This is a genomic window from Pseudomonadales bacterium (assembly GCA_024234435.1).
GTDB lineage: Bacteria > Pseudomonadota > Gammaproteobacteria > Pseudomonadales > Porticoccaceae > JACKOF01.
Genome location: JACKOF010000001.1, coordinates 922,421 through 947,559 on the forward strand (window position 1 = coordinate 922,421; position 25,139 = coordinate 947,559).

23 protein-coding genes and 1 tRNA gene are annotated in these 25,139 nt (G+C 47.5%); 10 read left to right on the forward strand and 14 right to left on the reverse strand.

Annotated features, from left to right (window positions below; genetic code table 11):
- Positions 1-85: 85 nt before the first annotated feature.
- The 3 genes from H7A02_04235 to H7A02_04245 are packed head-to-tail and all read right to left on the reverse strand — an operon-like array spanning position 86 to position 2,976.
- A complete protein-coding gene (locus tag H7A02_04235) occupies positions 86-430 on the reverse strand; it encodes a hypothetical protein (protein MCP5171463.1) in 345 nt (114 codons plus the stop codon).
- Between the two features lie 48 nt (positions 431-478).
- Positions 479-1,348: a hypothetical protein gene (locus H7A02_04240; protein ID MCP5171464.1), complete on the reverse strand. Its 870-nt coding sequence runs from the start codon at positions 1,346-1,348 to the stop codon at positions 479-481.
- 35 nt (positions 1,349-1,383) lie between these two features.
- A complete protein-coding gene (locus H7A02_04245) occupies positions 1,384-2,976 on the reverse strand; it encodes a L,D-transpeptidase family protein (GenBank protein MCP5171465.1) in 1,593 nt (530 codons plus the stop codon).
- A gap of 379 nt (positions 2,977-3,355) precedes the next feature.
- Here H7A02_04245 and H7A02_04250 point away from each other — a divergent pair, with 379 nt between their 5' ends.
- The 3 genes from H7A02_04250 to H7A02_04260 are packed head-to-tail and all read left to right on the forward strand — an operon-like array spanning position 3,356 to position 7,675.
- On the forward strand, positions 3,356-4,207 hold the full coding sequence (locus tag H7A02_04250; GenBank protein MCP5171466.1) for a peptidase: 852 nt from the start codon (positions 3,356-3,358) through the stop codon (positions 4,205-4,207).
- A 27-nt stretch (positions 4,208-4,234) separates the two neighbouring features.
- The gene (gene gss / locus H7A02_04255; GenBank protein ID MCP5171467.1) at positions 4,235-6,103 is read left to right on the forward strand and encodes a bifunctional glutathionylspermidine amidase/synthase; all 1,869 of its coding nucleotides are present in this window, start codon (positions 4,235-4,237) and stop codon (positions 6,101-6,103) included.
- A 21-nt stretch (positions 6,104-6,124) separates the two neighbouring features.
- Positions 6,125-7,675, forward strand: coding sequence for a GNAT family N-acetyltransferase (locus tag H7A02_04260; protein ID MCP5171468.1), 1,551 nt, complete (start codon positions 6,125-6,127; stop codon positions 7,673-7,675).
- A gap of 158 nt (positions 7,676-7,833) precedes the next feature.
- On the opposite strand, the gene H7A02_04265 is transcribed toward H7A02_04260, so the two are convergent.
- The gene (locus tag H7A02_04265) at positions 7,834-8,295 is read right to left on the reverse strand and encodes a PilZ domain-containing protein (GenBank protein MCP5171469.1); all 462 of its coding nucleotides are present in this window, start codon (positions 8,293-8,295) and stop codon (positions 7,834-7,836) included.
- A gap of 196 nt (positions 8,296-8,491) precedes the next feature.
- Here H7A02_04265 and H7A02_04270 point away from each other — a divergent pair, with 196 nt between their 5' ends.
- Entirely contained in the window at positions 8,492-9,184 is a 693-nt protein-coding gene (locus tag H7A02_04270; GenBank protein MCP5171470.1) for a hypothetical protein, read from the forward strand.
- 72 nt (positions 9,185-9,256) lie between these two features.
- Here the strand turns inward: H7A02_04270 and H7A02_04275 are convergent, their stop codons facing one another.
- A complete protein-coding gene (locus H7A02_04275; protein ID MCP5171471.1) occupies positions 9,257-11,689 on the reverse strand; it encodes an MMPL family transporter in 2,433 nt (810 codons plus the stop codon).
- 226 nt (positions 11,690-11,915) lie between these two features.
- Here H7A02_04275 and H7A02_04280 point away from each other — a divergent pair, with 226 nt between their 5' ends.
- Both H7A02_04280 and H7A02_04285 read left to right on the forward strand, forming a co-directional pair.
- Positions 11,916-12,722 carry an outer membrane lipoprotein-sorting protein gene (locus tag H7A02_04280; protein MCP5171472.1) on the forward strand — a complete coding sequence of 269 codons (807 nt, stop codon included), beginning with the start codon at positions 11,916-11,918 and terminating at the stop codon, positions 12,720-12,722.
- Positions 12,723-12,725: 3 nt separating this feature from the next.
- Positions 12,726-13,931, forward strand: coding sequence for a hypothetical protein (locus H7A02_04285; GenBank protein MCP5171473.1), 1,206 nt, complete (start codon positions 12,726-12,728; stop codon positions 13,929-13,931).
- A 16-nt stretch (positions 13,932-13,947) separates the two neighbouring features.
- Here H7A02_04285 and H7A02_04290 read toward each other — a convergent pair whose 3' ends face one another.
- The 7 genes from H7A02_04290 to H7A02_04320 form a co-directional block, all read right to left on the reverse strand.
- Positions 13,948-15,078 carry a putative C-S lyase gene (locus tag H7A02_04290; protein MCP5171474.1) on the reverse strand — a complete coding sequence of 377 codons (1,131 nt, stop codon included), beginning with the start codon at positions 15,076-15,078 and terminating at the stop codon, positions 13,948-13,950.
- 99 nt (positions 15,079-15,177) lie between these two features.
- Positions 15,178-15,900, reverse strand: coding sequence for a 16S rRNA (uracil(1498)-N(3))-methyltransferase (locus tag H7A02_04295; GenBank protein ID MCP5171475.1), 723 nt, complete (start codon positions 15,898-15,900; stop codon positions 15,178-15,180).
- Between the two features lie 33 nt (positions 15,901-15,933).
- Positions 15,934-16,010: transfer RNA gene (locus H7A02_04300), tRNA-Arg, on the reverse strand.
- A gap of 160 nt (positions 16,011-16,170) precedes the next feature.
- On the reverse strand, positions 16,171-16,869 hold the full coding sequence (arsH, locus tag H7A02_04305) for an arsenical resistance protein ArsH (protein MCP5171476.1): 699 nt from the start codon (positions 16,867-16,869) through the stop codon (positions 16,171-16,173).
- The gene (gene arsB / locus H7A02_04310; GenBank protein ID MCP5171477.1) at positions 16,862-17,872 is read right to left on the reverse strand and encodes an ACR3 family arsenite efflux transporter; all 1,011 of its coding nucleotides are present in this window, start codon (positions 17,870-17,872) and stop codon (positions 16,862-16,864) included. Before arsB ends, arsH begins: the two co-directional genes overlap by 8 nt.
- Before the next feature lies 1 nt (position 17,873).
- Positions 17,874-18,341 (reverse strand): arsenate reductase ArsC, encoded by a 468-nt coding sequence (locus tag H7A02_04315; GenBank protein MCP5171478.1) that lies wholly within the window; start codon positions 18,339-18,341, stop codon positions 17,874-17,876.
- A gap of 3 nt (positions 18,342-18,344) precedes the next feature.
- Positions 18,345-18,695: a metalloregulator ArsR/SmtB family transcription factor gene (locus tag H7A02_04320; GenBank protein ID MCP5171479.1), complete on the reverse strand. Its 351-nt coding sequence runs from the start codon at positions 18,693-18,695 to the stop codon at positions 18,345-18,347.
- A gap of 144 nt (positions 18,696-18,839) precedes the next feature.
- Between H7A02_04320 and H7A02_04325 the strand changes: the two genes are divergently transcribed.
- Positions 18,840-19,412, forward strand: a complete 573-nt coding sequence (locus tag H7A02_04325) for a hypoxanthine phosphoribosyltransferase (protein MCP5171480.1) — start codon at positions 18,840-18,842, stop codon at positions 19,410-19,412.
- 53 nt (positions 19,413-19,465) lie between these two features.
- On the opposite strand, the gene H7A02_04330 is transcribed toward H7A02_04325, so the two are convergent.
- Complete coding sequence (locus H7A02_04330; protein ID MCP5171481.1) at positions 19,466-19,948, reverse strand: molecular chaperone DnaJ; 483 nt, start codon at positions 19,946-19,948, stop codon at positions 19,466-19,468.
- A gap of 120 nt (positions 19,949-20,068) precedes the next feature.
- Positions 20,069-22,678, reverse strand: coding sequence for a bifunctional aconitate hydratase 2/2-methylisocitrate dehydratase (gene acnB, locus H7A02_04335; GenBank protein ID MCP5171482.1), 2,610 nt, complete (start codon positions 22,676-22,678; stop codon positions 20,069-20,071).
- A gap of 224 nt (positions 22,679-22,902) precedes the next feature.
- On the opposite strand from acnB, the gene H7A02_04340 reads away from it, so the two are divergent.
- The 3 genes from H7A02_04340 to H7A02_04350 all read left to right on the forward strand — a co-directional run bounded on the left by H7A02_04340 (position 22,903) and on the right by H7A02_04350 (position 25,059).
- Positions 22,903-23,547: a glutathione S-transferase family protein gene (locus H7A02_04340; protein ID MCP5171483.1), complete on the forward strand. Its 645-nt coding sequence runs from the start codon at positions 22,903-22,905 to the stop codon at positions 23,545-23,547.
- Positions 23,548-23,596: 49 nt separating this feature from the next.
- Positions 23,597-24,208: a tRNA-(ms[2]io[6]A)-hydroxylase gene (locus tag H7A02_04345; GenBank protein ID MCP5171484.1), complete on the forward strand. Its 612-nt coding sequence runs from the start codon at positions 23,597-23,599 to the stop codon at positions 24,206-24,208.
- A gap of 80 nt (positions 24,209-24,288) precedes the next feature.
- Complete coding sequence (locus H7A02_04350) at positions 24,289-25,059, forward strand: class II glutamine amidotransferase (protein MCP5171485.1); 771 nt, start codon at positions 24,289-24,291, stop codon at positions 25,057-25,059.
- Positions 25,060-25,139 lie beyond the last annotated feature (80 nt).

The following is a 25,139-nucleotide window of genomic DNA, read 5'->3' on the forward strand; positions in this document are numbered from 1 at the left end:
ACTGGATAAATACCCGGCTAATCAAATGCTATTTTGGAGTATGGCAAAGTGCGGACAGCAGTTGTTGTCAGGATTGATTGGAAATTCAGCTTTTTATTCCAAACTCATTGATATTTAAAGAAAAATATTTTTCTTCGGTGGCGATCAGCCCGGTTCCTTGTGCGTATTTGTAACGCACATTATCAAGGATCACGTTCTTGTCGATGATATTGGCAATATAACCGCTTTCGGAAATATCAATAACCGTGGTGCGCTTTTCCGGCTTTTTGACAAACTCGGTTGCTCTTTTGTCATAGACAAACACGTAGCCTTCAATACGGCATATGGCGCCTTCCACGGCCATTACTTCGCCCAGAAAATGGCGTCTGGTAGAGTTCTCGTAGGTTGCCCTGTACATGACATGTATTTTTTCGCCCGGTTCGACAATCATAGGTTTCCCCTCTATATCTGTTGTGATCAAGCTCGGCACTCTGTTTGGCTACCAGCGTGCACGGTAGCCACGTACGTCTATATGCACAAATGGGCCATGTGAAGGTGTGCTGCCGTAAATGCCCAATCCACCCACACTTCTGAAATCGCCACGGCGTGACATGTTGTCAATAAATTTTGACAACCAGATCGCGTCATTCTTATCGATTTTACCGTCACGGTTCATATCATCCATAAAATTGTTTTTAGGCTTCTGGTCAACGAATATATCGGCAGCGCCGCCCCATTGATGTCGGCTGTAAAGGACGTTGCCGATGGCGTGATTGTAAAACGGTGTGCGATAACCGCTCATGATATGGAGGCTGTCAGTTTTGTGTCCGGCATTATTTAGCGCGCGAAGTATCCGTTCCAGCTTGATCATCAGTTCCGGTTGGAGTACCAGGTATTTCGGAAAACCGTCACTCTGCTTCGAGAGGAATTGCCCTACAGTAAAGTTGGGGCTCACTTTTATGCCTGTCTCGGCTTCGCTTACCCGTATAAACCCCGTCGGCGGGTCGTAAATGGCCTGGCCCTTGAGTCGGGTTTTAGGGTAGTGGCCAACCCTGAAGTGGCCAAGATTGCCTTTGGCGTCCAACTGTGAAGCAGGAACCAGCGAAAAAACGTGTAATTTCAATATTTCGCCGGTTACTGTGTTAGTCAGTTGATAGTGATACCAGCCCTGTTTCCGAGGTACGACGAACGCGCCATTGACTGTGGTGTCCTGTGGTCCAGTAATTGATACAGGGCTTTTTGCGCGTATAGTGATTTTTGTACCCGGCAGCTTGAATAGGGCAAATTCCGGGTAGGCAATTTCAAGACCATCGATGCTGACGGGTTCTTTTAACAGCGTACTATCGTAGGCAAAACCAGTGAGTGCCATACAACAGAAGCCGGTAAGGAGCATGAGTTTTCTAATCATGGAGAAGTCATATGTTGTTGAAGTGGGGTTGTATTGTTTAGTGCGTCGATAATAGCCTGGTCTCTGCCATAAATGTCTCTTCGGAAGACAACTTCACCGTCGTCTCCGATGAATACGGTCAGATAGACCATATACACCGGTATAGGTTTTGTCAGGTATAGCGTTGTTGTTTCATTGGCTGAAAACAGTTCGCCCAGGCGGGTAGAGGCCGGGTTTTGTTCTCTCTCAAGCAACCATCTGGCTAGTAATTCCGGATCGGATAATCGGATACAGCCGGAGGAAAACAGTCTTTCCGTTTTCGAAAAAAGTACTTTGTCAGGTGTGTCGTGCAAGTATACATCATGCACGTTCGGCAACATGAATTTGATTTTGCCCAGAGCGTTGTGGTTACCGGGCCTCTGTCTTAAGACAAATTGACCGGGTTTGATCTGCGTCCAATCAAGTTTGTCGACACTGACAAAATCAGGTGTCTCGTTTGTTCGGGCTTCGTAACCCAGTGATGACAGGGATATGGCATCAGATCTTAACAAAGGTAGCTTGTCCTTTCTGGCAATACTGGGGGGTACGTTCCAGTACGGGTTAAGCACAAGGTATTTAAGTCTTTCTGTGAATACAGGCGTTTGCCGGTAAGGGCGGCCAACAATGACATCCATTTCTAATATCTGTGTTTGTTGCTCAAATACCCTGAGACGAAATGAGGCGATATTGACACGGATATGGGCCCCGGGGATGTCTCGTGGCAGCCATCGCCAACGCTCGAGATTGGCATCAATCTGGGCAATTTGTGCCCGGGGCGAGACATTCAGGACCGCTAGAGTAGCGGGTCCGATCACGCCATCGGGTTCAAGCCCAGCGTGCCGTTGAAGAGCTCTGATTTCGGCTTCCAGTTGTTGATCAAACCGGGTGCTGTGATCGCCTTCCCCCCATAGCCGGTTTTTCAGTATCCGGATATCGTCGCTGTCTGATCCTGGTTTTAACAGCTTCTCAAATACCAATGGTGGACGTTCATTAGGTTGTTGTGCGACTAATTCGCTACGCTTTTTAATCAGCGCCCAATAGTCGGGATGCTCTGGCCAAAGATTTTGCAAGGTCGTGCCCATCATTTCGGGCTGCGCAAGCAAGGTGCGCACCAGGGTTTCTGGTGTCTGGTTCTGCGGCTCAATAAACCAGTTAGCCTGATCGTTATCAATGGTTTTGCGGTTAACAATGCCCGAGGTCCTGTGCTGTATCTGAGAGAACAGTGCATCGGTCAGCAGTACATCCCTGATTTCCCGGGGCAGGGTTGTATCCGTTACTTCAGTGTAGTGGTAACGTGAAAGCTGAAACCCGTGTTTGGCCGACTCTTCTATTTCTGTTAGCAGGGTCGGTAACTGGGGCGCGAATACACCCGCTTCGCTCCACAAAGGTTGATAGTGGTTTTCTATGTAAAGCCGGTTAATGCTGTCAATGTTGGCTATGCCTGTTTCCTGATTGGCAATGGATTGCTCCATATAAGTTCTGAGTAACTGATTGTCGGCAAATGCGCTATTGCTGAGAATAGTGAACGTGCATATCAGTATTGAGCAACAGAGTAATAAGTGTTTTTTCATGGGGGGACCCGGTATAAGAATGGCAGAGCTTTTGGGAACGGTCACTTTGTTCCAGAGTAGCTGAAGTCTGGAGTTGCGCTTAACACTTGATGTCTGCGGGGAGCGCATGATAATACTGAAAACATAACCCCGCAATTGGGTAAAGTAAAGGCGGCTAAGAGGAAAAGGGTGGTGTTGTGCTCATGAGTCGTGACGCTTTTACGGGGTATCTGACAAAAAAAGCGATGGTTTGGTAAATTCCGTGGATACTGGCAGATAAAGAAGGCCGTTCTGCTTCCCTCTCAGCCATCAAATAGAGTAGAGTCCGGTTTCTTGTGCCTGTGTCCCCTGCTCTAGTAGGGGTTATAAGTGCTGAAATAGAAATTATCGAGATAATACAATGACTTACTGTGCAGCTGTGACAACAAACGATGGCCTGGTATTTTGCTCTGACTCCCGCACTAACGCCGGACCGGACATGTTGTCCTCTTTCAGCAAGATGCATGTGTTCCAACCTGATAACGATAGGGTCTTCTGTGTATTGACAGCTGGTAACCTGGCGACGACACAAGCCGTCATCAGTCATATTGAACAGGACCTTGAGGACGCGGATAAAAATAGCCTGCTCAATTGCAATAAGATGATAGAAGCGGCCCGGTATTTGTCCGCGGTTAACCGTCAAGAGCATCTGCTTGCAGAAAAGGTCGCCAGTGGCACCAGTGTTGATGTGTCGGCCTCACTGATTCTCGGTGGTCAGATACGCGGGAGTGAACACGGTATTTATCTCATTTACTCCGCGGGCAATTTTATTGCAGCTACCGATGAAACCCCTTATCTACAAATCGGAGAGAGCAAGTATGGCAAGCCTATTCTTGACCGTATATTGACACCGGAGACGTCTCTGGAAGACGCCGCGCGTTGCGTGATTGTTTCTATGGACTCCACTATCAAGGCCAATGCGACAGTCGGGCCACCCGTTGAAGTGCTGATTTACGAGAAGGATACATTTGAAACCAACCACTACATCAAAATGGAAGTGGAAGATGATTATTTGCGTGAGATAAAGCGGGCCTGGGATGAAATATTAAAGGCGGGCTTTTCATCATTACCCCGCTTTGAGTGGGAACAGCGCACATTACAGCCGACCCAGGGTATGGTGTCTGGCATGCAACAACAGGCGGCGGAACAGCCACAGGGACAGCCCCAGTTTCAGCCGGATTCAATGACTAATATTGACCAGCAGTCAAACTGATTTCTGTTCAGAGGTATTATTTCAATAATGAGCAAAGAACGGTTTGGTGCGTTACTTGGCTACGCGCCTGGAGGTGTTGCAGCCTATTCTTCTGACTACGAGACAGCCTCCAATAGGGATTACCCCAAACGCAGTGCATTTCGCAGTTATTACGATGGCATATACATGGGCTATAAGTGGCAATGTGTTGAATTTGCCCGGCGCTGGATGTATATGAACTACGGTTACATTTTTGATGATGTCGCCATGGCGTACGATATCTTTGAATTAAGATCGGTCCGCGATGTGAAATCCAGTAGTCTGCTGCCGCTGATGGCATTCAGTAATGGCAGCAAGGAACATCCTGTGCCTGGCAGTCTGCTGATCTGGAAAGAAGGTGGCGAATTTGAAAAAACCGGGCACGTAGCCGTTGTCACAGAGATTTTTGATGACCGTATTCGCATAGCTGAGCAAAATGTTAGTCAGCAGAAATGGCCCGAGGGACAGGATTATGCGCGAGAACTGGAGGCTAGAGTAGGTGATGATGGTGAATACTGGATCACGTGCTCGTACGGGGATGCAGAGATTCTTGGCTGGATGATTCAGACGGATAACGATACTCATGGCGAACCTTCACTAACCAGAAATGAAAAGCTTTTTGAGATTAAAAGTCTTCATGCCAATACGTCAGGCATTGCCAGAAAAGCCTGGTTGAACATTGCCAATCACGATGAAGCCGCATTTGTGGATATGATGGGAGGGCACTGTCTCACCACGGTAGAGGCTGATCAGTCACGTTATTTTGTTTTGTCAAAAAGCGCCAGGGACCTGCTGGAGCATGCCACCAATGAATTACACAATTTGTTTATGCATGCCACAGACTACGTGTTGGCTAATGATGATCTGCTCGCCAGGTTTAACTTGCCCGCTGCAGTATTGCCAAAGATCAGAAGGTCTTGGGATAACCGGCTCAATGAGCTGATTACCAGTCGCTTTGATTTTGCGATGACGCGGCAAGGGCTGAAGGTCTACGAATATAACTGTGATTCGGCGTCATGCTATATGGAAACCGGCAAGGTGCAGGGTAAATGGGCAAAGCATTATCGGGTTGACGATGGCGATGATGCCGGTGCAGAGCTGTTCAATGCTTTGGTGCATGCGTGGCGAAAAAGCCATGCCAAAAAATTGGTGCATATCCTTCGGGATGATGAACCGGAAGAGAAATATCACGCGTTTTTTATGCAGCAGGCGCTTCAGGCGGCCGGGTTAAAAAGCAAGATTATTACGGGCTTGGAAGGCCTGGTGCGCGATACCAGCGGTGATATTGTTGATGCTGAGGGTGAGCAGGTAAGGTGGGTCTGGAAAACATGGGCCTGGGAAACCGCTCTTGATCAGATTCGTGACGAGAGTGAAGTTGAGAATAGGCAGGGTAATATTTGCCTGTCGGATGTGTTGTTAAAAGACAATATTATGGTTTACGAGCCGCTCTGGTCTCTCATTCCCAGTAACAAAGCCATACTTCCGGTGTTATGGTCGCTCTTTCCAAATCATCCGCTATTGTTAAATACCGCGTTTGAGTTGACGGAAGAGCTGAAGGCCTCAGGGTATGTGATTAAACCCATCGTTGGCCGTTGCGGGGCTAACATCTCCCTGCTTGACAGTGAAGATAACTTTCTTGAAAGCACTGGCGGGAATTTTGACGCGCAGAATACGATTTATCAGGCATTATTCCCATTGCCTCGGGTCGATGGTTATTACACCCAGGTCAGTACCTATACGGCAGCAGGTGTTTATGCTGGCAGCGGTGTCAGGGTCGATAACTCGATGATCATTAATAAAGACAGCGATTGTCTGGCATTGAGATTTATTGATAACAAGCAATTTTTAGAAATACTGCCTCAGCGTGCTGCGCAGTAAAGGCATAGAGGAAACCATGATATGAATGATCATCTGAATGCTGACGAGTCGGAACATAAGTTAAATCTGCGTCATCTTGAGCTAAAGGATTATGCTGATCTGAAAGAAGTGATGGATCAGGTGTATCCAGGCTTGGGAGGCGCCTGGCCTGAGAAGAAATACCGCGCACAGCTGGCAGTATTTCCCGAAGGACAGATAGGCATTGAAGATCATGGCAAAATTATTGCTGCAGCCTTCTCTGTCATTGTTGATTACGAAAAGTTTGGTGATCATCACACCTATGATGAAATTACCGGTGATGCTTATTTGACGACCCACGATCCGCAGGGAGATGTACTTTACGGTGTTGATGTGTTCGTCTCGCCGGCATATCACGGTATGCGTCTGGGACGGCGCTTGTATGAGGCAAGGAAAGAGTTGTGTCAGAGCCTGAACCTTAAATCGATAGTGGCTGGTGGTCGCATTCCCAATTATCAGGGGTATGCAAATGAAATGTCACCGCAAAAATACATTGAGAAGGTCAAGAAAAAGGAAATCTACGACCCTATTCTTACGTTTCAGCTGTCCAACGACTTTGAAGTAAAGCGGGTTCTGAAAGACTATTTGCCAGAGGATGAAGAGTCCAAAGGTTATGCCACCTTACTTGAGTGGAATAACCTCTATTATGACAAGTCAAAAACACCTTTGATCGGTGCACCGCGCAGTTCAGCCAGAATAGGTTGTGTGCAGTGGCAAATGCGGCCGATGAAGTCGGTTGATGATTTGATCCAGCAGGTAGAGTTTTTCATCGACGCACTGTCTGACTATCAGTGTGACCTGGCATTGTTACCGGAATTTTTTAATGCACCTTTAATGGGGCTTGAGAACCATGTTAATTCTATTAATTCCATTAAGGCGCTGGCTGAATTTACAGAAGAAATTGTTGAGGCGATTTCAAAACTGGCGGTTAGCTACAATATCAATATTATCGCCGGGTCAATGCCTGTTATTGAAGATGACGAGCTCTACAATGTAGCCTATTTCTGTCGGCGTGATGGGACCCTGGAAACCCAGTATAAAATTCACCCCACACCTCATGAAAAGAGGGCCTGGATTATGCAGGGCGGGGATGCGTTAAGAGTGTTTGATACCGATTTTGGCAAAATAGGTATCCTGATCTGCTATGACGTGGAGTTCCCCGAATTGGCCCGCTTGCAGTCAGAGCATGGCATGCAAATATTGTTTGTGCCTTTTTGGACGGACACAAAAAATGCCTACTTGCGAGTGCGTTGCTGTGCTCAGGCCAGAGCGATAGAAAATGAGTGTTATGCGGTGATAACCGGAAGTGTTGGCAATTTACCGAAAGTGGACGGTGCCGATATTCAATATGCCCAGTCGGCAGTGTTTTCCCCGTCAGACTTTTCTTTCCCGCACGATGCGATTATGGCGGAAACAACGCCGAATACTGAAATGACATTAATTGTTGATCTTGACCTCGACATACTGAACAAATTGCAGAATGAAGGTTCGGTTAGGAACTACCTCGATCGCCGACGGGATCTGTACAAAATTTCATGGTTTGGTAAGGAATAAAGTTTACCGTGCGGCACCTTGATAATGCCTGGAGACATGTTGTTTCAGGTATCATCAGGCGTTGGGCTTTCCTTTGGATATCAATCAGGTATCAGCAGAGCAAAAGGATAAGTGGGGGAAAACACCGATGTGGTAAAGCCCTGCCGTGTGAGGGCGCCTTACGATTTTCCCTCATTATTCTCTATTTCCCCCTTTTTATCCGTTTCCTGAAAGGTGGGAAAGGATGAAGCATACCGGTTTATCCACTCCTTGGCCGCATCTTCAACAGTTAAGTGCCGACCGTGACGTTCTTGAATGTATTTTCGGTAGCTTTCGATGTGGCATATCTGTTCTACCATTCTGATCCGGTAGGTTTCCATCAGGTCGGTAAACCGAACGCCGATGATAAATCGGTTAGCCTGTTTTCGACACCACTCCACCCGTGCCGCTGACAGTTCTATCATAGGCTTTAAACAAGGGATTCGCAGTTCTACAGTAGTGCCCGGCTCAACAGCTACATCTGAAACAAAAGCAATACCACCGTGACTCACATCTTTTGCCGGGGATGTTTTGTAACTACTGCCCGGAGAGATGCGAACCTCAATCGGTATATTGGATGGATGGCGGATAAACTGCCGCATATATCGAGATCCATTTGTTATTTTGATTATTTTTCAATATGTGCTGTCGCTTGTGTAAGGTTAGGCGTTAACGGGAAAAAGTAAACATTAGTAGACTTTGTTACAATTTTCTCAATTCATATTATTTTTATGGTATAAAGTTAAAATAATTCACATTTTTGCGTGTTCTTGAAAATAACTAGAAGAAGGTCCTGCGATGTCTACTCCAAACCCTCATTTTGAAAAAATCGGCGCCTGGTCCGGTGTAATTTTTATTATTTTATTCAGTATAGGCTGGTGGCCTGTTGCCGGGTTTTTACCGCCGCCTGACCCCACCGCAACCGGTGAACAGATCGCTGAATTTTACCAGTCGAATACCTGGGGTATTCGCGCCGGTCTGTTGCTTGCGGCTGTCAGCTGTACTTTTTACTACCCCTGGGTAGCTGCTATTTCCGCCCAGATGAAGCGCATTGAGGGTGTAAACCCGGTGTATACCTGGACCCAGTTGGTAGGTGGTGCTACAGGTGCATTCATTATCTATCTTCCAATGTTGATTTGGATGGTGGTGTCTTTTCGGACAGACCGGGATCCGGATGCATTATTGTTAATGAACGATTTTGGCTGGCTGTTATTCACAACAACGCTGGCACCGTTTCTGGCTCAGAACATCGCGATTGCACTGGCGATTCTTTCGGATAAGAGTGCAAAGCCCGTATTCCCGAGATGGGTTGGGTTTTATAACTTGGCTGTGACAACTCTATTTTTGCCAGCGGGGCTTATCATCTTCTTTAAAGCAGGGCCGTTTGCCTGGGATGGCATGTTGTCTTTCTGGGTGCCCTTGACAGACTTCTTTATCTGGATGATTGTGATGACCTATTTCCTGTTCAAGGCTGGTCGTCAAGAGAGCTGATATTGAGTAGCTCTAAGATTCGCTTAAAAAAAGGGGCTGATTTTTCAGCCCCTTTTTATTTTACTTTGTTAGTTATATCTCCTTGTGCGTGTCAGGATCGCTTTCTTTTCCAAATGGTTTAACAGCCATTAATAAGGCGGGCATAAACAGCAGGTCTGCTATCAGGGCAACGGCAATTGACAGGCTTAACAGTAAACCAAAGCTGGTAATGACCTGCATGTCCGAAAGCATATAGCAGGAGAACGCGCCAATCAGAATCAAGGTTGTGATAATAAGCGCTGGTCCCACATCTCGCATCGCCAGTGTCATCGCCTTTTGGTAATTGCCGGTAAGGAAGAACTGTCGCCGAAAGCGAGTCACCAGGTGAATGCTATCGTCAACAGCGATGCCTATGGCGATAGTTGCCAGTAGTAGTTTCATGTAATCAAGATACATACCGGTCAGCCCCATATACCCCAGCACGACAACAACGGGTGCAACGTTCGGTATCATCGTTAGTAACCCAACCCGGATTGAGCCAAAGGCGATGCAAAGAAATACGGCGATACCGATAAATATCAGGCTGTAGCCATAAATCTGAGTGTCACCAATATAGTCAGCTATTTTTATCCACATTAAGCCGATACCGGTTTCTCTAATTTCTGCACCAGGTAAAGGGTTTTTCTGTGCGTACTCCCTTATGCTTTGCATCAGTGCGAGTACATTGGATGATTCGGTAATTTCTACTCGTAGTTCCAGTACGGTGCTTGAAAAATCTGGTGTCACATAATCTTCCAGTTCGTCTCCTCCGGATATTTCGTAGACCAGAAAATACTGAGCGACCAGGTCCTGCTGTAGTGGAACCTGATACCACTCTTTGTCATCGCCGTGAAAGCTGCGGTTAAGATCTTTTTGAATATCAACAACCGAAAAGGTCTTTTTTACGAATGGAAGAGATGAGGCATAGGTTTGTAGTTGGTCGATAGCCTTAAGCAACTCGGGATCTTTAACGCCGTCGGTTTTGCCAGTATCGATAATATAGGCCACATTCAGAATGCCGCCCATTTCTTCTTCGGCTTTTTCCGTATCTATTCGCCAGTCAACGTGCTCTTTAAACTCAGTTAAAAAGTTAAAATCAATTTTTAGCTGCGTTAGGCCGACAATGCTTATTGCCAATAAAACGATTCCCGTTGTGATGAGGGTTTTACCGTGATTGAGGTTAAGATTGATGCAAAATTCTACGGCTCGTTCTACCGTTTTGTTGACACCGCTGTTTTGTGTTGTGCTTTTGTCTGTGTTTGCCTCGTCCTTTGATTTTCCACCGGCAAGAAATACGACGAGTAACGAAACAGAGAACACCAGCGTTAGCATAACGCCGACAGCTGAATACAAAGCCATTTGGCTGAGGGATTTTAGCTCTGAAACATACATGACTAAAAAGCCAAATGCGGTGGTTAGCGCGGCCATCAGGCAGGCTCCGCCCACCTTGCTAATCGCGGACTGAACGGCTTTTTGGCGGGAGCCACTAGTTGCATAATGACGCTGATACTCAATAATGATATGTACTGACTGGGCAACCCCGACGGCACACAGAAGGGTGGGCGTAATGCCAAAAAATAGCGTGATAGGCCAGCCTACGGCACCCATTAGGCCCAGTACCAAAATAATACTCAACACCACTACTGTCAGTGGGCCGAACAACCCCACCAAGCTTATTCTGAATAATAACAGTGACAAAAGAGCCAGCAGCGCAAGGGTCATCAACGTGCCAACAGCAGAATCGTTGGTAAATATGATGTTGTAGGCGCTGTTCATGGGTACATCGCCGGTCAGGTAAAACTCAATGCCCTGATATTCCTTGCGATCAAGTATTTCTTTTACTTTGCTGTTTGATACTTGCGGGTAAACGTTGTCCAGCGTCGCGCCTTTCTCCGGGTCAAAAATAATGTTTTCCTGACTATCAATACTGCTAAGCGTCATCTCCAGAATGATCGCTGCATAGGTGGCATCCTGGTTAATCAGGCTGTCGACATAAATGGGCTTGTCGAGCACTACCTCTCGCAGTTTCAACAGTTCTTGCTGTGTATCCGGGAAATCGATCATTAATTCGTCGATAAGGATCGAGTCACCATCTGCGCGGATAAACTCGACATTGGTCAGACTGGTCACTTCTCGAACAAAAGGGACTTCACTCTCCAGGGCCTCGGTTAGCGCCGCTATTTTCTGCATCGCTTCGTAGTCAAATGGACCATGTTCGCTTTCGGGAACCCGATAGAGAATATACGTGACTTCGTCTGAATAGAATTGATCCAGATATTCCTTGTAGGCTATATAGGCCGGGTCAGCCCGGTTGAAAAAGGAATCGAGGCTATTATCACTGCGTACCTGCCCGGCGAAGTACACACCAATTGCGAGCAACAACAAGCTAAAGGTTACGACGATGAGCCGGTGTGCTATAGCCCAGCCGGAAAAGAAGTGGAAAAAGTCATCGACCAGATCAACCAGTTTTGGCGTGCGTTTGGACATGAGGGTATCCTTTATTATTGTTATTACTTTTTATTGTTTAGAGTTAGTAATTTGATGGCGCGTCTGACTAGGACTATAGCACCGTCAATGCTGACATTTAAGTTGTTGTCTGTGGCATGGCTAAATCTTTGCGTACTGACCTTTGTTCTCTAGAGTAGTAAACAACCATTTTTAGTACACTCTGCTAATTACATTAACAGAGTGTCAGAGCTTTCGGAGCCGGAGCATGCAGAAAACAATTTTTTTAACGATCAGGCTAATAATGTTGCCCTTTATTTGCTTTGTGTTGGCTTGCAATCTTGCTTTTGCTGACGCAGTTCAAAAAGGGCTGCAAATAGCGATTGAGAGTAAAGTCAGGGATCGAGGTTGGAAAGACAGCTCGGCTAATCTGCAAATGTACCTGTACAGAAAAGGCGGGGATGAACCTGCATTGCGGGAAATGCGTATTTTGAGCCTGGAGATGATAGGGGACGGCGATAAATCGCTGACAATTTTCGATAACCCTCGTGATGTTCAAGGCACTGCTTTCCTCAGTTTCACTCACATTCAAAAGCCGGATGATCAGTGGTTATATCTGCCAGCATTGAAGCGGGTTAAACGTATTTCCTCAAAAAATAAAACCAGTCCGTTTATGGGCAGTGAATTCTCTTATGAAGATCTCAACTCGTTTGAGGTTGAGCGATATAGTTATGTATGGCTCAAAGATGAAAACTACGACAATCAGCTCTGCTTTGTACTTGAAATGACTCCGTTTGACGAATATTCCGGTTACAGCAAGCAGGTGGTGTGGATCGACCAGCAGCATTATCGCGCACAGAAAGTTGACTATTACAACCGCAAAGGGGTTCACGAAAAAACGTTGGTGCTTGGGGACTATCAACAACATCTCCATCAATTTTGGCGAGCCCATACGCAGACGATGGATAATCATCTGAATGGACGAAGAACCGTTATTCGTATGGGGAATTACCAGTTTCAAACAGGGTTGGACGAGAACGACTTTACGCAAAACAGTTTAAAAAGGGCTCGATAAATCGTGCTCAACCGTTCGTTTTATCTGGCTCTGTGTGTGTTGCTGACAGCATCATTTCCTGATGTTTCTTATGCTGAATATCAGGGTTACATAGGTGCCCAGCTAAGGCTCTTTCCCCGTGACGCGATTGATAACAACCAGGCCGATACGGTTGTCTCCGGCGTATTGGCTCCGGAGTGGTATCAGTCTTTAAACGACGGCGATGATAGCTTCAATATCAAGCTGTTTTACCGGCATGATGACGAAGACAAAGAAAGGCGCCACGGAGATATCCGGGAAATGTATTGGCAACATGTAGGGGCCGATTGGGAGCTGACTGCTGGCATTAATCAGATTTTTTGGGGAGTAACCGAGTCACAACATCTAGTGGATATTGTTAACCAGACAGATCAGGTTGAGGCGCCGGATGGAGAAGAAAAACTCGGGCAACCGATGATCCACCTGTCTTTGCTACGGGATTGGGGCACGGTTGATTTAATGTTGTTACCTGGATTTCGAGATCGCACATTTCCCGGTGATAAAGGTCGACTACGCAGTGAACCAATAACGGTTGAAGATGCCATTTATGAAAGCGGGGCTGCTGAACGGCATATCGATCTTGCCGCCCGCTGGAGTCACTATATCGATAATTGGAGTTTTGCCCTGTCAGGATTTAACGGTACAAGCCGGGAACCGCTACTGGAACCTTTTCAACGGAATAACAAGATCGTATTGCGGCCTTTTTATCCGCAGATTCGTCAGTTCGGTGCGGAGCTGCAATACATATCGGGAGACTGGTTGTGGAAAGCTGAAGGTATTCACCGTGATTTCAGTGATAACAATCTCGCAGACGATTACAGTGCGATTACCGCCGGGTTTGAATATACCTATGTGTCGTTTATGGGGCGCAGCTGGGATTTAGGTGTTCTGGCTGAATACTCTGCCGACAGTCGTCAGTTTCAGGATGGAGTCATTTATCAAAATGATTTTTTTGTCGGATTTCGGCTGAGTTTTAACGATATAGCCAGCAGCGAAATTCTGTTTGGTACGATTCAGGATCTGGAGCACTCCGATTCAGCAACGAGTTTTCTTGAGGCCAGCACCCGATTGGGTAATGCAACCCGTGTTAGCCTCGATGTTTATCATTTTTCAGCGCATGCAAAAAATGACCCTCTGTATTCGTTACGGCGAGACACGTTTGTCGAGCTGAATGTTGATTACCACTTTTAACATCCGTTTCTTGGTGTCAGCGCAATCGATCCAGTGCCTGTTCAATATAGCTGCGTGGACAAGCAAAATTCAGGCGCGTAAATTTGTTGTTACCAAAGTCTGCGCCCGGAGAAGGCGCTATGCCTTTATCAAGCATGTACTGCTGTACATCATTCACGCCAAGCCCTGATGCGTCAATCCACGCCAGGTAGGTCGCTTGCCCGGGTGTATAGACAAAGCCGTTTAGCTTGTTGATACCCGTCATTAACAAATCGCGGTTGCCACGTAGATATTCAATTTGCTCTGTTAGCCAATCGTCACATTGCGTAAAAGCCGCGACCGTTGCAGATTGGCCCAAAACCGTGATCCAGGGAAGAATACCGAGCGAAGCCCGGTGAAATTGTTTGCGTATCTCCGGGTCGCGAATAACAGCAAAAGCACTGCCGAGGCCTGCAATGTTGAATGTTTTGCTAGGAGCCATTAGCGTGATGGCCTGCTCGCCGATATTGGGCAGAGTCCCCGCAGGAATATGCCGAGCTTTTTCATCCAGAATCAGGTCGCAGTGAATCTCATCAGAACAGAGCACGACGTTGTGTCTTAGGCAGATTTCTTCGATTTGTGCGAGTTCTTCCGCAGTATAAACAGCCCCGCAAGGGTTCATGGGATTGCAGAACAGAAACAGCTTGCACTTGGGATCCGCTGCTTTTTCTGCGAGTTCATCCATATCCAGTGCCCAGCGATTATTCGCCAGGCGTGTGCCAACCGTCATGGTTTTTAATCGGTTCATGGCGGCAGCCCCCAACATGGGCGGGTAGTTAGGTGTCTGGACCAGAACCTTGTCCCCGGGCGAGCAAAAGGCTTTGCAGGCAACGTGAAAGCTGCTGACCATGCCCGATACCCAGACTAACCATTCTGGTTCAATATCCCAGTGATGTTTACGCGCCAGCCAACCAATCACTGCGTCGTAGAGCTCAGTATTCATCTCGGGCTTGTGGTATCCCAGAATACCGTGATCCAGCTGCTGTTGAACCCTGTCCAGCACCGGTTGTGGACATCTGAAGTCTGCGTCGGCCACCCACATGGGCAATTTGCTTTCGTCGTATTTCACCCACTTCATAGCGTGGTTACTGCGGCGATCGATAATTTGGTCGAAAGGGGAATCCGTCATCGGAATATCCTTGATAAATCGGGCGTTGAAATCAGGCTTTTATGTTGATGGAATTATTCTGCCATAAAAGTGGCTGATACAACGAAAGGTCATGTGATTTTAGCAGGAAGGGTAAAGGCGACCGAGAATGGCAGGAACAGCGGTTTCTACGCGCAAGATGCGGTTTCCCAGAGTCACGGGCTTTAACCCCGCTGCTGACAGCTTTTCGACTTCGTAATTGATAAATCCACCCTCAGGGCCTATTGCCAGGGTGACGGCTGTTTGGGCTGGAAGATCCACAGGGCACCGCTCTTGCCCTTTAGGGTGCGCTACCAAACCTGTTGTGTTCCGGCAAATCCCGGTGAGCTCATCTTCAACAAATGGTTTGAAGCGCTTTTTCAGGATCACTTCCGGTAGCCGGGTATCCATACTTTGCTCCAGCCCCAAAACAAGCTGCGCACGAATCATGTCATCCGCAAGCCAGGGTGTCTGCCAATAACTTTTCTCTACCCGATAGCTGTTGATCAAATACAGTTTTTTCACGCCCATTGAGGCGATCGTTTGCAATATTCGACGAAGCATTTTTGGCCGCGGTAGAGCCAGGATCATAGTCAGCGGCAGAGGGGGAGGCGGAGAGAATGCCAGATCGGTGTGAAGCTCAAGGCTATCGTCATTAATAGCGATCACTGTCGCTGTTCCCATAGCACCGTTGATACGACCTGCCCTGATAGTGTCGCCGGTTTGTATCTTCTGTACATCTCGAAGATGTTGCAGGCGACGCCCAGTCAATCTGGCGTTGTCTCCGTCTGTGAAGTCGCTATCTTCGAGAATAACCAGATTCATAAGTTGAACATAAGAGGGCATTTGAAAGGAATATGGCGTCCCCGAGAGGATTCGAACCTCTGACCTGCCCCTTAGGAGGGGGCTGCGCTATCCAGCTGTGCCACGGGGACGTAAGTTACGCGCGCAGGCATTCTAACAGTAGAGACAATCAAGTTGAATTGCCTTGGGTTGATTTGCGGAAAATAACCAGCACATTTTGTGCTGGTCTATATGGGAATGTTTGGTTACCTGTTTATGGAATACAGGAGCATCGATAGTCTAAGACGCTCTCTAGACGCTGTTTACTCTTGCGATTAACTCTTCGCCGGTTTCTTTGCGTTCGGAATACCGATCTACCAGATAGTCTTTGTGATCACGAGTTAATAAAGTGAACTTCACCAGTTCTTCCATGACATCAACAATGCGGTCATAGAATCCGGACGGTTTCATTCTGTTATTATCGTCGAATTCGGACCAGGCTTTAGCAACTGAAGACTGGTTCGGGATGGTCAGCATCCGCATCCACCGGCCAAGAAGACGCAGCTGGTTAACGGCATTGAAGGATTGAGAACCTCCTGAAACCTGCATGACGGCAAGGGTTTTTCCTTGAGTAGGGCGGACAGCGCCTACCTTTAACGGTATCCAGTCAATCTGGGTTTTCATGATGCCGGTAATAGCTCCGTGACGTTCAGGTGAGCACCACACCTGGCCTTCCGACCATTCCATTAGGCTACGAAGTTCCTGAACCTTGATATGAGATTCATCTGCATCATCTGGTAATGGCAAGCCGGAAGGGTTGTATATTCTTGTTTCACAGCCAAATGTGGTTAGCAGGCGTGCACACTCTTCGATCACCAGTCGGCTAAAAGAGCGTTCGCGCAGAGAGCCGTATAGCAATAAGATTTTTGGTGGATTTACCGAACGCGTTGAGTTTTTAAAATCTGTTTGTGTTTTTAGAAACTGTTTTTCGATATTCAGTAAGTCATTCATGGCGCGAGAATGCCCCTCTGGTTTTATTGGCGTAGGCTACCAGCGACAACATCACGGGCACCTCCACAAGAACGCCAACCACTGTGGCCAGTGCAGCACCAGAGTGAAGACCAAATAATGAAATCGCTACCGCGACGGCAAGTTCGAAGAAGTTGCTGGTGCCGATCAGAGCTGCGGGTGCTGCTATATTGTGGGCTAGATTCAATTTTTTTGCGGAAAAATAAGCCAGAAAAAAAATACCGTAGCTTTGCAGGATTAGCGGTATTGCAATTAACAGAATCACCTGCGGGCTGCTAAGAATAGTTTTTGCCTGAAACCCGAAAAGCAGAACAACGGTTGCTAATAGACCAATCACGGATAGGGGTTTCAGTTTGTGAACGAACCCTGAAATGTGGTTATGTAGCAACTTTCTGGTTAACAGGCCTGCCAGTAGAGGAATTACAACGTACAGAATTACCGACAACGTGAGGGTTTTCCAGGGTACCGTGATGTCTGAAACTCCCAACAAAAAGGCGGCGAGAGGAGCGAAGGTAAACACCATGATAATGTCGTTAACCGATACCTGAACAAGTGTGTAATTCGGGTCGCCATCAGTCAGTTTGCTCCACACAAATACCATTGCGGTGCAAGGCGCCACCCCGAGCAGTATCATGCCGGCGATGTATTCATTGGCATCCTCCGGGTTAACAAGGCCGCTAAACAGGTAGTGGAAGAACAGCCAACCCAGACCAACCATAGTAAAAGGTTTTATCAGCCAGTTGACGACCAGTGTTAGCGCCAACCCTTTCGGCTTCTTGCCGACATTTGCCAGAGAAGAAAAATCGACCTGAATCATCATCGGGTAAATCATTACCCAGATCAGCACCGCGATAACAAAATTAACGTGTGCATATTCCAGTGTAGATATAGCTGAGAATAATGCGGGGGAACCATTGCCGAGTATGACTCCCAGCGTAATTGATAGAGCAACCCAAAGACTTAGATAACGCTCGAATATACCCATCTTAATTTCCCAGGTTATTTAGCAGGTTTTGTTGTTCTGCTGGTGATAAATCATTGATTTTGGCCTCACATAAGGTTGTTGCACGAGCAGCTAACAGGTCGATCAGTCGATAAAATCCGTTGATGATGTCTTCGTCTGAGCCGGACATGGCTGAAGGATCTTTCAAACCCCAGTGAACCTTGATGCTATCGCCAAACCAGATAGGACACTGTTCGCCGGCTGCTGAATCGCAGACAGTAATGACCACGTCGGGTTTCCAGTTTTCGTGTTGATCCCAGGACTGGCTCGACAAGTTGCCAGTGGGAATACCCTTGTCACGCAGTGTTTTAAGGGAGAGGGGATGTACCTCTCCTACCGGTTGACTGCCGGCTGACCTTGCGACAATAGTGCCTTTACAGACGTGATTAAATACCGCTTCAGCGAGGATGCTTCGGCAGCGGTTATGCGTACAAATAAATAGTATTTTCATAGGTTAACAACATTGTTCTTTGCGCTGAGGACGATTGCCCATTTGCTTTAATCGCTGATCAGCAGATTTCAGGTAATCTTTATTTTGGGCACAGGTTTGCACAAGTACGTCTTTTGCCCACGGGGGTAGTTCGGGGTTTATTTGATAAAAAACCCATTGTCCTTCACGCCGGTCTTTTAACAGCTCGCATTCTCTGAGCTGTGCCAGGTGGCGAGATATTTTTGGCTGGCTTTCGTCAAGAGCGGTTGTTAATTCACAGACGCACAGCTCGCCTTCCTGCTGGATTAACAAGATAGACTGCAGTCTGGTCTCGTCAGCCAGGCATTTGTAGAATTGAAGAGGCGTGATATTCATATATGAAAAATCATATATATGTTTTTTCGTATATTCAATAGTGGTTTGTTACTTTCTGCCGGGGTTGCCAGACTCGATCAACAGGGAGTGGTAATATTTCCACCCATGATATTAAGGCTATATAGTTAACAGCGAGGACAGAAAGTGCCAGACAAGCAGTTTATCGATGCCCAGCAATTACTGGATGACTCTTTCTCGCTAGGGCTACAGGTTCTGGAGAGTGGTTTTCGGCCTGATTTTATTGTGGGCGTCTGGCGTGGAGGAACGCCAGTGGGCATTGCTGTGCAGGAATTGCTGGAATATTGTGGTGTCAGTACAAACCATATTGCCATTCGCACTTCTCTGTATACCGGTATTGATCAGCGGGCAGGGCATGTCCGTGTGCACGGATTGGGCTACGTGACAGAAAATATCCGTCCTGGTGATAGTTTGCTGATTGTTGATGATGTCTATGATACCGGGCTGAGTATTCATCAAATTATTCACGACTTCGAGGTAGCGCTTGGGGTCGATACACACGAAATCCGTGTTGCGACGCCTTATTTCAAGCCTGCCAATAATCAGTCCGAACGGGTGCCCGATTATTACCTGCACGAGACTGACCAGTGGCTGGTGTTTCCGCATGAGTTGAGTGGGTTAAACGCCACAGAAATCATAGCGCGAAAGCCGGGTATTCACGCCTTGAAAGACAAGCTTCTGGAATTGTCCGGGGTGTAGAGTTAGCCCATCTCAGGGCTTGGTTTTTCTGGATAACCTCTATTGAAGGTTAACTACTGGTGGAGTAGAAAATCTCTGGCAGTATTCAGTTTGGATGCCAGATAGTCGTTACCGCCCCTGTCGGGATGAAGTTTTTGCATCAATTTTTTGTGTGCATGGATAATCTCTTCCCGGCTGGCTCCGGGCGCCAATCCGAGCAGTTGCCAAGCCTCTTCCTCTGTCATATTGCCACTGCTGGGTGGAGGTTGTGTATCTCTTGTCTGCTGGTGTTTTTTTCGCAACCAGGGCAGCAAGATAGGCAGGTTTCTCAGTGCCAGCCCCAGCACACCTTTGAGTAAGGGGAGAGCGGCTGTTACTGCGGCTGCAATCCAATGAACGCGTCCTGTTGCAACGAGCAATAGCACAATGCAAAACAGTGCCCAGAAACCGGAATTCAACAAAAACTCCTGTTTCTGTTGGGGGTTCCGCTTTTTATATTCCAGCCAGAATAAATAACCCAGTATGCCTACGGCCAGTATGATGATGAGTCTGGACATGATGAGTAATAGTCTCGGTATCGATTGCTCTTTGAGTGATTATGCACTGTAAAAACTGTTTTGTGTGCAAGAAAAAAGCCCCACTGGTGTGGGGCTTTTCGCACAACGGCTGGTTAGCCGTTAGGCCACTTCAACAATTTGTTCTGCAGCAATTCGTTTGCCTTCTTCCGCAGATTTCTGGAATGACGCAATCTGGTCGAAGTTCATGTAGCGGTAGATTTCCGCAGACATTGAATCGAGATTTTTCGCGTACTCCATATACTCCGCTGGCGTTGGAAGACGGCCAAGAATACCGCCAACCGAGGCGAGCTCTGCTGATGTCAGGTAAACATTGGCTCCGTCACCGAGGCGGTTTGGGAAGTTACGGGTGGAGGTCGACAGTACCGTAGTCCCTGCTTTTACGCGTGCCTGGTTGCCCATGCACAGAGAACAACCCGGCATTTCGGTGCGTGCACCCACTTTGCCATAAATGTTGTAATAACCTTCTTCCATTAGCGTATGTGCATCCATCCGGGTGGGAGGGCAGATCCAGAAGCGGGTATTAATGGAATCAGCATTATCCAACAGTTTTCCGGCAGCGCGGAAGTGGCCGATATTGGTCATGCAGGAGCCAATAAAAACTTCATCAACCTTGTCGCCAGCCACTTCAGATAGCAGTTTGGCATCATCCGGATCATTCGGGCAGCAAACCACAGGCTCCGTCACTTCAGCCAGATCGATCTCGATAACTGCTGCGTACTCGGCATCGGCATCGGCAGACATCAGGCTGGGGTTGGCCAGCCATTCTTCCATTTTGCGAACGCGACGTTCAAGGGTACGCACATCGCCGTAACCTTCGGCAATCATCCAGCGCAGCAGCGTGACGTTAGAGCGCAGGTACTCCGATACGGAGTCTTCGCTCAATTTAATGGTGCAACCCGCTGCAGAGCGTTCTGCTGAAGCGTCAGATAGTTCAAAGGCTTGTTCAACAGTGAGGCTATCCAGACCTTCAATTTCAAGGATGCGGCCAGAGAAGAAATTCTTTTTGCCTTTCTTCTCAACAGTTAGCAGGCCTTCCTTGATACCGTAGTACGGTATTGCATGCACAAGATCGCGCAAGGTGATACCGGGCTGCATTTCACCTTTGAAGCGAACCAGCACAGATTCAGGCATGTCCAGCGGCATTACACCTGTAGCGGCGGCAAAAGCAACCAGACCGGAACCACCAGGGAATGAAATACCCATTGGGAAGCGAGTGTGTGAGTCACCGCCGGTACCCACAGTGTCCGGCAATAACATGCGGTTCAACCAGCTGTGAATAATGCCATCGCCAGGACGCAGAGAAACGCCGCCACGATTCCTGATAAAGTCAGGCAAGGTGTGTTGAGTGCCAATATCCACGGGTTTCGGGTAAGCCGCAGTATGACAGAACGATTGCATGACAAGATCAGCAGAGAAGCCCAGACAAGCCAAGTCTTTAAGCTCATCACGGGTCATTGGCCCTGTAGTGTCCTGAGAGCCAACTGTAGTCATTTTAGGCTCACAGTAGGTGCCGGGGCGAATACCTTCAACACCGCAGGCTTTACCCACCATTTTCTGGGCCAGGGTGTAACCTTTACCAGTATCTTCTGGTTGGTGAGGCTTGCGGAACAAGTCCGAAGCAGGCAGGCCCAGGTGCTCACGGGCGCGCTGGGTCAGGCCGCGACCAATAATCAAATTAATACGGCCATCAGCCTGCACTTCATCGAGAATAACGTCGGATTTGAATTCGAATTCAGAGATGACTTCGCCAGCTTCGTTCAGGATTTTGCCATCATAAGGACGAATTTCAATTACGTCACCATAATTGATATTGTCTACCGGTGCTTCGAATACCAGCGCACCAGCATCTTCCATGGTGTTGAAGAAAATAGGTGCTACCTTGCTACCGATACAGATACCGCCGGAGCGTTTGTTTGGAACACCAGGCATGTCCTCACCAAAGAACCAAAGAACGGAGTTAGTGGCAGACTTTCGTGAAGAACCTGTGCCGACAACATCGCCAACAAAAGCAACTGGCATCCCGGTTGCTTGAAGCTCTTCAATTTGTTTCATTGGTCCGACAACACCATGCTCTTCAGGCGTCAGGCCGTCGCGGGTCATTTTGTACATGGCTTTGGCATGCAGCGGAATATCCGGTCGCGACCAGGCATCCTGTGCCGGGGAAAGGTCATCAGTGTTGGTTTCACCAGTCACCTTGAATACTACAGCCTTGATGCTTTCGGGTACGGCATCGTTTTCAGTAAACCATTCACCGTCGGCCCAGGATTGCAATACAGCTTTGGCGTGCTCGTTACCGGCATCAGCTTTTTCTGCCACATCGTGGAAGGCATCAAATACCAGCAACGTGCCTTTCAGTTCTTCTGCGGCCTGGGCAGCAAGCTCTGCGTCATCCAGCAGTTCAACCAGTGTTGCTACGTTGTATCCGCCGTGCATGTTGCCCAGCAGAGTGACTGCCTGGCTGCGGCTGATCAGTGGCGAGGAGGCTTCGTTTTTAACAATGGCACTCAGAAAACCGGCTTTGACATACGCAGCCTCATCAACACCGGGTGGAACTCTGTTGCTGATCAGGTCAACCAGAAATTCCTCTTCACCAGCCGGTGGATTTTTGAGAAGTTCCACCAGAGCTGCGGTTTGCTCCGGGTCCAGAGGTTTGGGTACAACGCCCTCTGCAGCGCGTTCTGCTACGTGTTTACGGTAGGCTTCGAGCACAATTGAATCCTCATACTATCGGTCGAATAAAAGGGGTCAGCAAAATCTGCAAATCAGAAAATTGTTGACTACTTCAGGAAGCGCGGCATTTTACTACAAATACCCTTATTTCGCATGGGTGTTTCGGAAATATTGAACATTTATCCCGTGGATTATTTGGTAAACTGGCCGATCTATAACAACAACGTAATTTAACCAATAACAATTATTTTAAGGCAGACAGTATGTTAAAACTCCATGGTTTGGTGATTAGTAACTATTACAATATCGTTAAACTCGCTTTACTGGAGAAAGGATTCGACTTTGAAGAGGTACATGCAGCACCTTCGCAAGAAGAGAGTTTTCTGGCAATAAGCCCTATGGGCAAAATCCCTGTTCTTGAAGCCCGAGAAGGTTTTCTTTCTGAAACATCCGCTATTTTGGAGTTTCTGGAAGAAATTAACCACGAAATCCCGTTACTGCCTGAAGATCACTACGCTCGCAGTAAAGTCAGAGAGCTGATGAAGGTGTTTGAGCTGTATATCGATCTCGCTATTCGGCCACATATTGGTGCAGTTTTTGGTTGGCATGAACTCGATGAAAGCCGCGTGCCTGCAAGCAGGGCACTGCTTGAGCAAGGGTTGGCGGCAGTCGAACGTATGACCTGTTTTGAGCCCTATTTACTGGGGCGTGAATTTAGTGCGGCTGATATTTATGGCTATTACACCCTGGATCTTGCCCAGGTTGTTGCTCAACATATATTTGAGCAGGATATCTACAGCAGCATGCCCGGCTTGACGCAATGGAGAGATAAGATTGCCGCAAGACCATTAACCCGCAAAGTTGATGCTGCTGCAGCGGAAGCTAGAAGCAAACTCGCCAAAACCTAATAAGTCAATTTAAGTTTTTTATATAACCTATTGTTATTTATATTTTATTATGGATAAGATTTTACAGTTTTTGGGTTGCGAGACACCTCGGGAATGGATCGATCAGGCTTTGCAGTACCCGGAAGAGCTGCTGATCGATCATGCTAACTGCGAAAAGAAAGCCGCAAGTACCGCATTGAATCTGATTTATCGCTATATCGATAATCTGGAGCTGCTGAATAAAATGTCGAAGTTGGCGAGAGAAGAGTTACGTCATTTTGAGCAGGTTATTGCGATCATGAAGAAACGCAAGGTCGCGTACCGTGCGCTCAGTGCTTCCCGATACGCTGCAGGAATGCGGACACTGGTGAGAACCCATGAACCGGCGAAGTTAATTGATACCCTGATTGTCGGTGCGTTTATTGAAGCCCGTTCTTGCGAACGCTTTGCCAAATTGGCGCCATATCTTGATGATGAATTGCAGAAATTTTACCTGTCGTTACTAAAATCAGAGAGCCGACATTATCAGGATTACCTGGGGTTGGCCCGCAAAGCTGCACAGAAAAATAACTCGAAAGAAGATGTCGACGCACGCATTCAGATTTTTAGAGAGCAGGAGCGAGCGTTGATAGAATCACCCGATACCGAATTCCGGTTCCATTCCGGGCCGCTTGTGCAATAGCATCTTGCCTGAGGAAAGAGCTATGGTGCCCTCTGGATAAACGTTAGCTATTAATATAAGGATGAAAACAGGATTTCCTCATGTGTGAATTACTTGGTATGAGCGCCAATGTGCCAACTGATATTTGCTTCAGTTTTACCGGGCTCACGCGCCGCGCCGGAAAAACGGGGCCTCATGTGGATGGCTGGGGGATTACTTTCTACGATGGTAAAGGCTGTAGAAGTTTTAAGGATACATTACCTGCCAGTGAATCAACGATCGCGAAATTTATTCAGAATTACCCCATTAAAAGTTGTGCTGTTATCAGTCATATCCGTCAAGCCAACGTCGGCAGTGTGGCGCTGGAAAACACCCACCCTTTTACCAGGGAGCTGTGGGGCAGGGAATGGACTTTTGCGCATAACGGCCAGCTGGAAGGTAGTGAGGGTCTGGAATTCCGATTCTTCCAACCCGTGGGTGATACCGACAGTGAACGCGCGTTCTGCTGGTTGCTGAAACAGCTCCACGAGCAATACCCGCAGGCGCCGGATAATTTCAGGAATATTTTTGACACGCTGGTCGATAGCTGCCACCGCCTGCGTGGAATGGGCGTGTTCAATATTCTGTTAACCGACGGCGAGTACGTTTTTGCCTATTGCTCAAACAACCTTCACTGGATTACACGCTGCGCGCCCTTTGGCGAAGCCAGACTGATTGACGAAGAGATGCGTGTGGATTTTTACCAGGAGACCACGCCTAATGACATTGTTACTGTCATTGCCACCCAACCACTAACAGATGACGAGGCCTGGCAGAAAATGCAGGAGGGTGAGGCGAGGCTGTTTCGTTTTGGTCAGTTAGTTGAATTTTAGCATTGTGATTGATTCTGTTTGTGGTAGAAGCGAGCAAGACAATCAGAATGAAAGAGTGTCGAAGATAACAGCGGAACATC

Excerpts from the sequence above, each read along its gene's own strand:
- H7A02_04235 (MCP5171463.1), bottom strand. The coding sequence starts at position 430 with ATGATTGTCGAACCGGGCGAAAAAATACATGTCATGTACAGGGCAACC.
- H7A02_04240 (MCP5171464.1), bottom strand. The coding sequence starts at position 1,348 with ATGGCACTCACTGGTTTTGCCTACGATAGTACGCTGTTAAAAGAACCC.
- H7A02_04245 (MCP5171465.1), bottom strand. The coding sequence starts at position 2,976 with ATGAAAAAACACTTATTACTCTGTTGCTCAATACTGATATGCACGTTC.
- H7A02_04250 (MCP5171466.1), top strand. The coding sequence starts at position 3,356 with ATGACTTACTGTGCAGCTGTGACAACAAACGATGGCCTGGTATTTTGC.
- gss (MCP5171467.1), top strand. The coding sequence starts at position 4,235 with ATGAGCAAAGAACGGTTTGGTGCGTTACTTGGCTACGCGCCTGGAGGT.
- H7A02_04260 (MCP5171468.1), top strand. The coding sequence starts at position 6,125 with ATGAATGATCATCTGAATGCTGACGAGTCGGAACATAAGTTAAATCTG.
- H7A02_04265 (MCP5171469.1), bottom strand. The coding sequence starts at position 8,295 with ATGCGGCAGTTTATCCGCCATCCATCCAATATACCGATTGAGGTTCGC.
- H7A02_04270 (MCP5171470.1), top strand. The coding sequence starts at position 8,492 with ATGTCTACTCCAAACCCTCATTTTGAAAAAATCGGCGCCTGGTCCGGT.
- H7A02_04275 (MCP5171471.1), bottom strand. The coding sequence starts at position 11,689 with ATGTCCAAACGCACGCCAAAACTGGTTGATCTGGTCGATGACTTTTTC.
- H7A02_04280 (MCP5171472.1), top strand. The coding sequence starts at position 11,916 with ATGCAGAAAACAATTTTTTTAACGATCAGGCTAATAATGTTGCCCTTT.
- H7A02_04290 (MCP5171474.1), bottom strand. The coding sequence starts at position 15,078 with ATGACGGATTCCCCTTTCGACCAAATTATCGATCGCCGCAGTAACCAC.
- H7A02_04295 (MCP5171475.1), bottom strand. The coding sequence starts at position 15,900 with ATGAATCTGGTTATTCTCGAAGATAGCGACTTCACAGACGGAGACAAC.
- arsH (MCP5171476.1), bottom strand. The coding sequence starts at position 16,869 with ATGAATGACTTACTGAATATCGAAAAACAGTTTCTAAAAACACAAACA.
- arsB (MCP5171477.1), bottom strand. The coding sequence starts at position 17,872 with ATGGGTATATTCGAGCGTTATCTAAGTCTTTGGGTTGCTCTATCAATT.
- H7A02_04315 (MCP5171478.1), bottom strand. The coding sequence starts at position 18,341 with ATGAAAATACTATTTATTTGTACGCATAACCGCTGCCGAAGCATCCTC.
- H7A02_04320 (MCP5171479.1), bottom strand. The coding sequence starts at position 18,695 with ATGAATATCACGCCTCTTCAATTCTACAAATGCCTGGCTGACGAGACC.
- H7A02_04330 (MCP5171481.1), bottom strand. The coding sequence starts at position 19,948 with ATGTCCAGACTCATCATCATACTGGCCGTAGGCATACTGGGTTATTTA.
- H7A02_04340 (MCP5171483.1), top strand. The coding sequence starts at position 22,903 with ATGTTAAAACTCCATGGTTTGGTGATTAGTAACTATTACAATATCGTT.
- H7A02_04345 (MCP5171484.1), top strand. The coding sequence starts at position 23,597 with ATGGATAAGATTTTACAGTTTTTGGGTTGCGAGACACCTCGGGAATGG.
- H7A02_04350 (MCP5171485.1), top strand. The coding sequence starts at position 24,289 with ATGTGTGAATTACTTGGTATGAGCGCCAATGTGCCAACTGATATTTGC.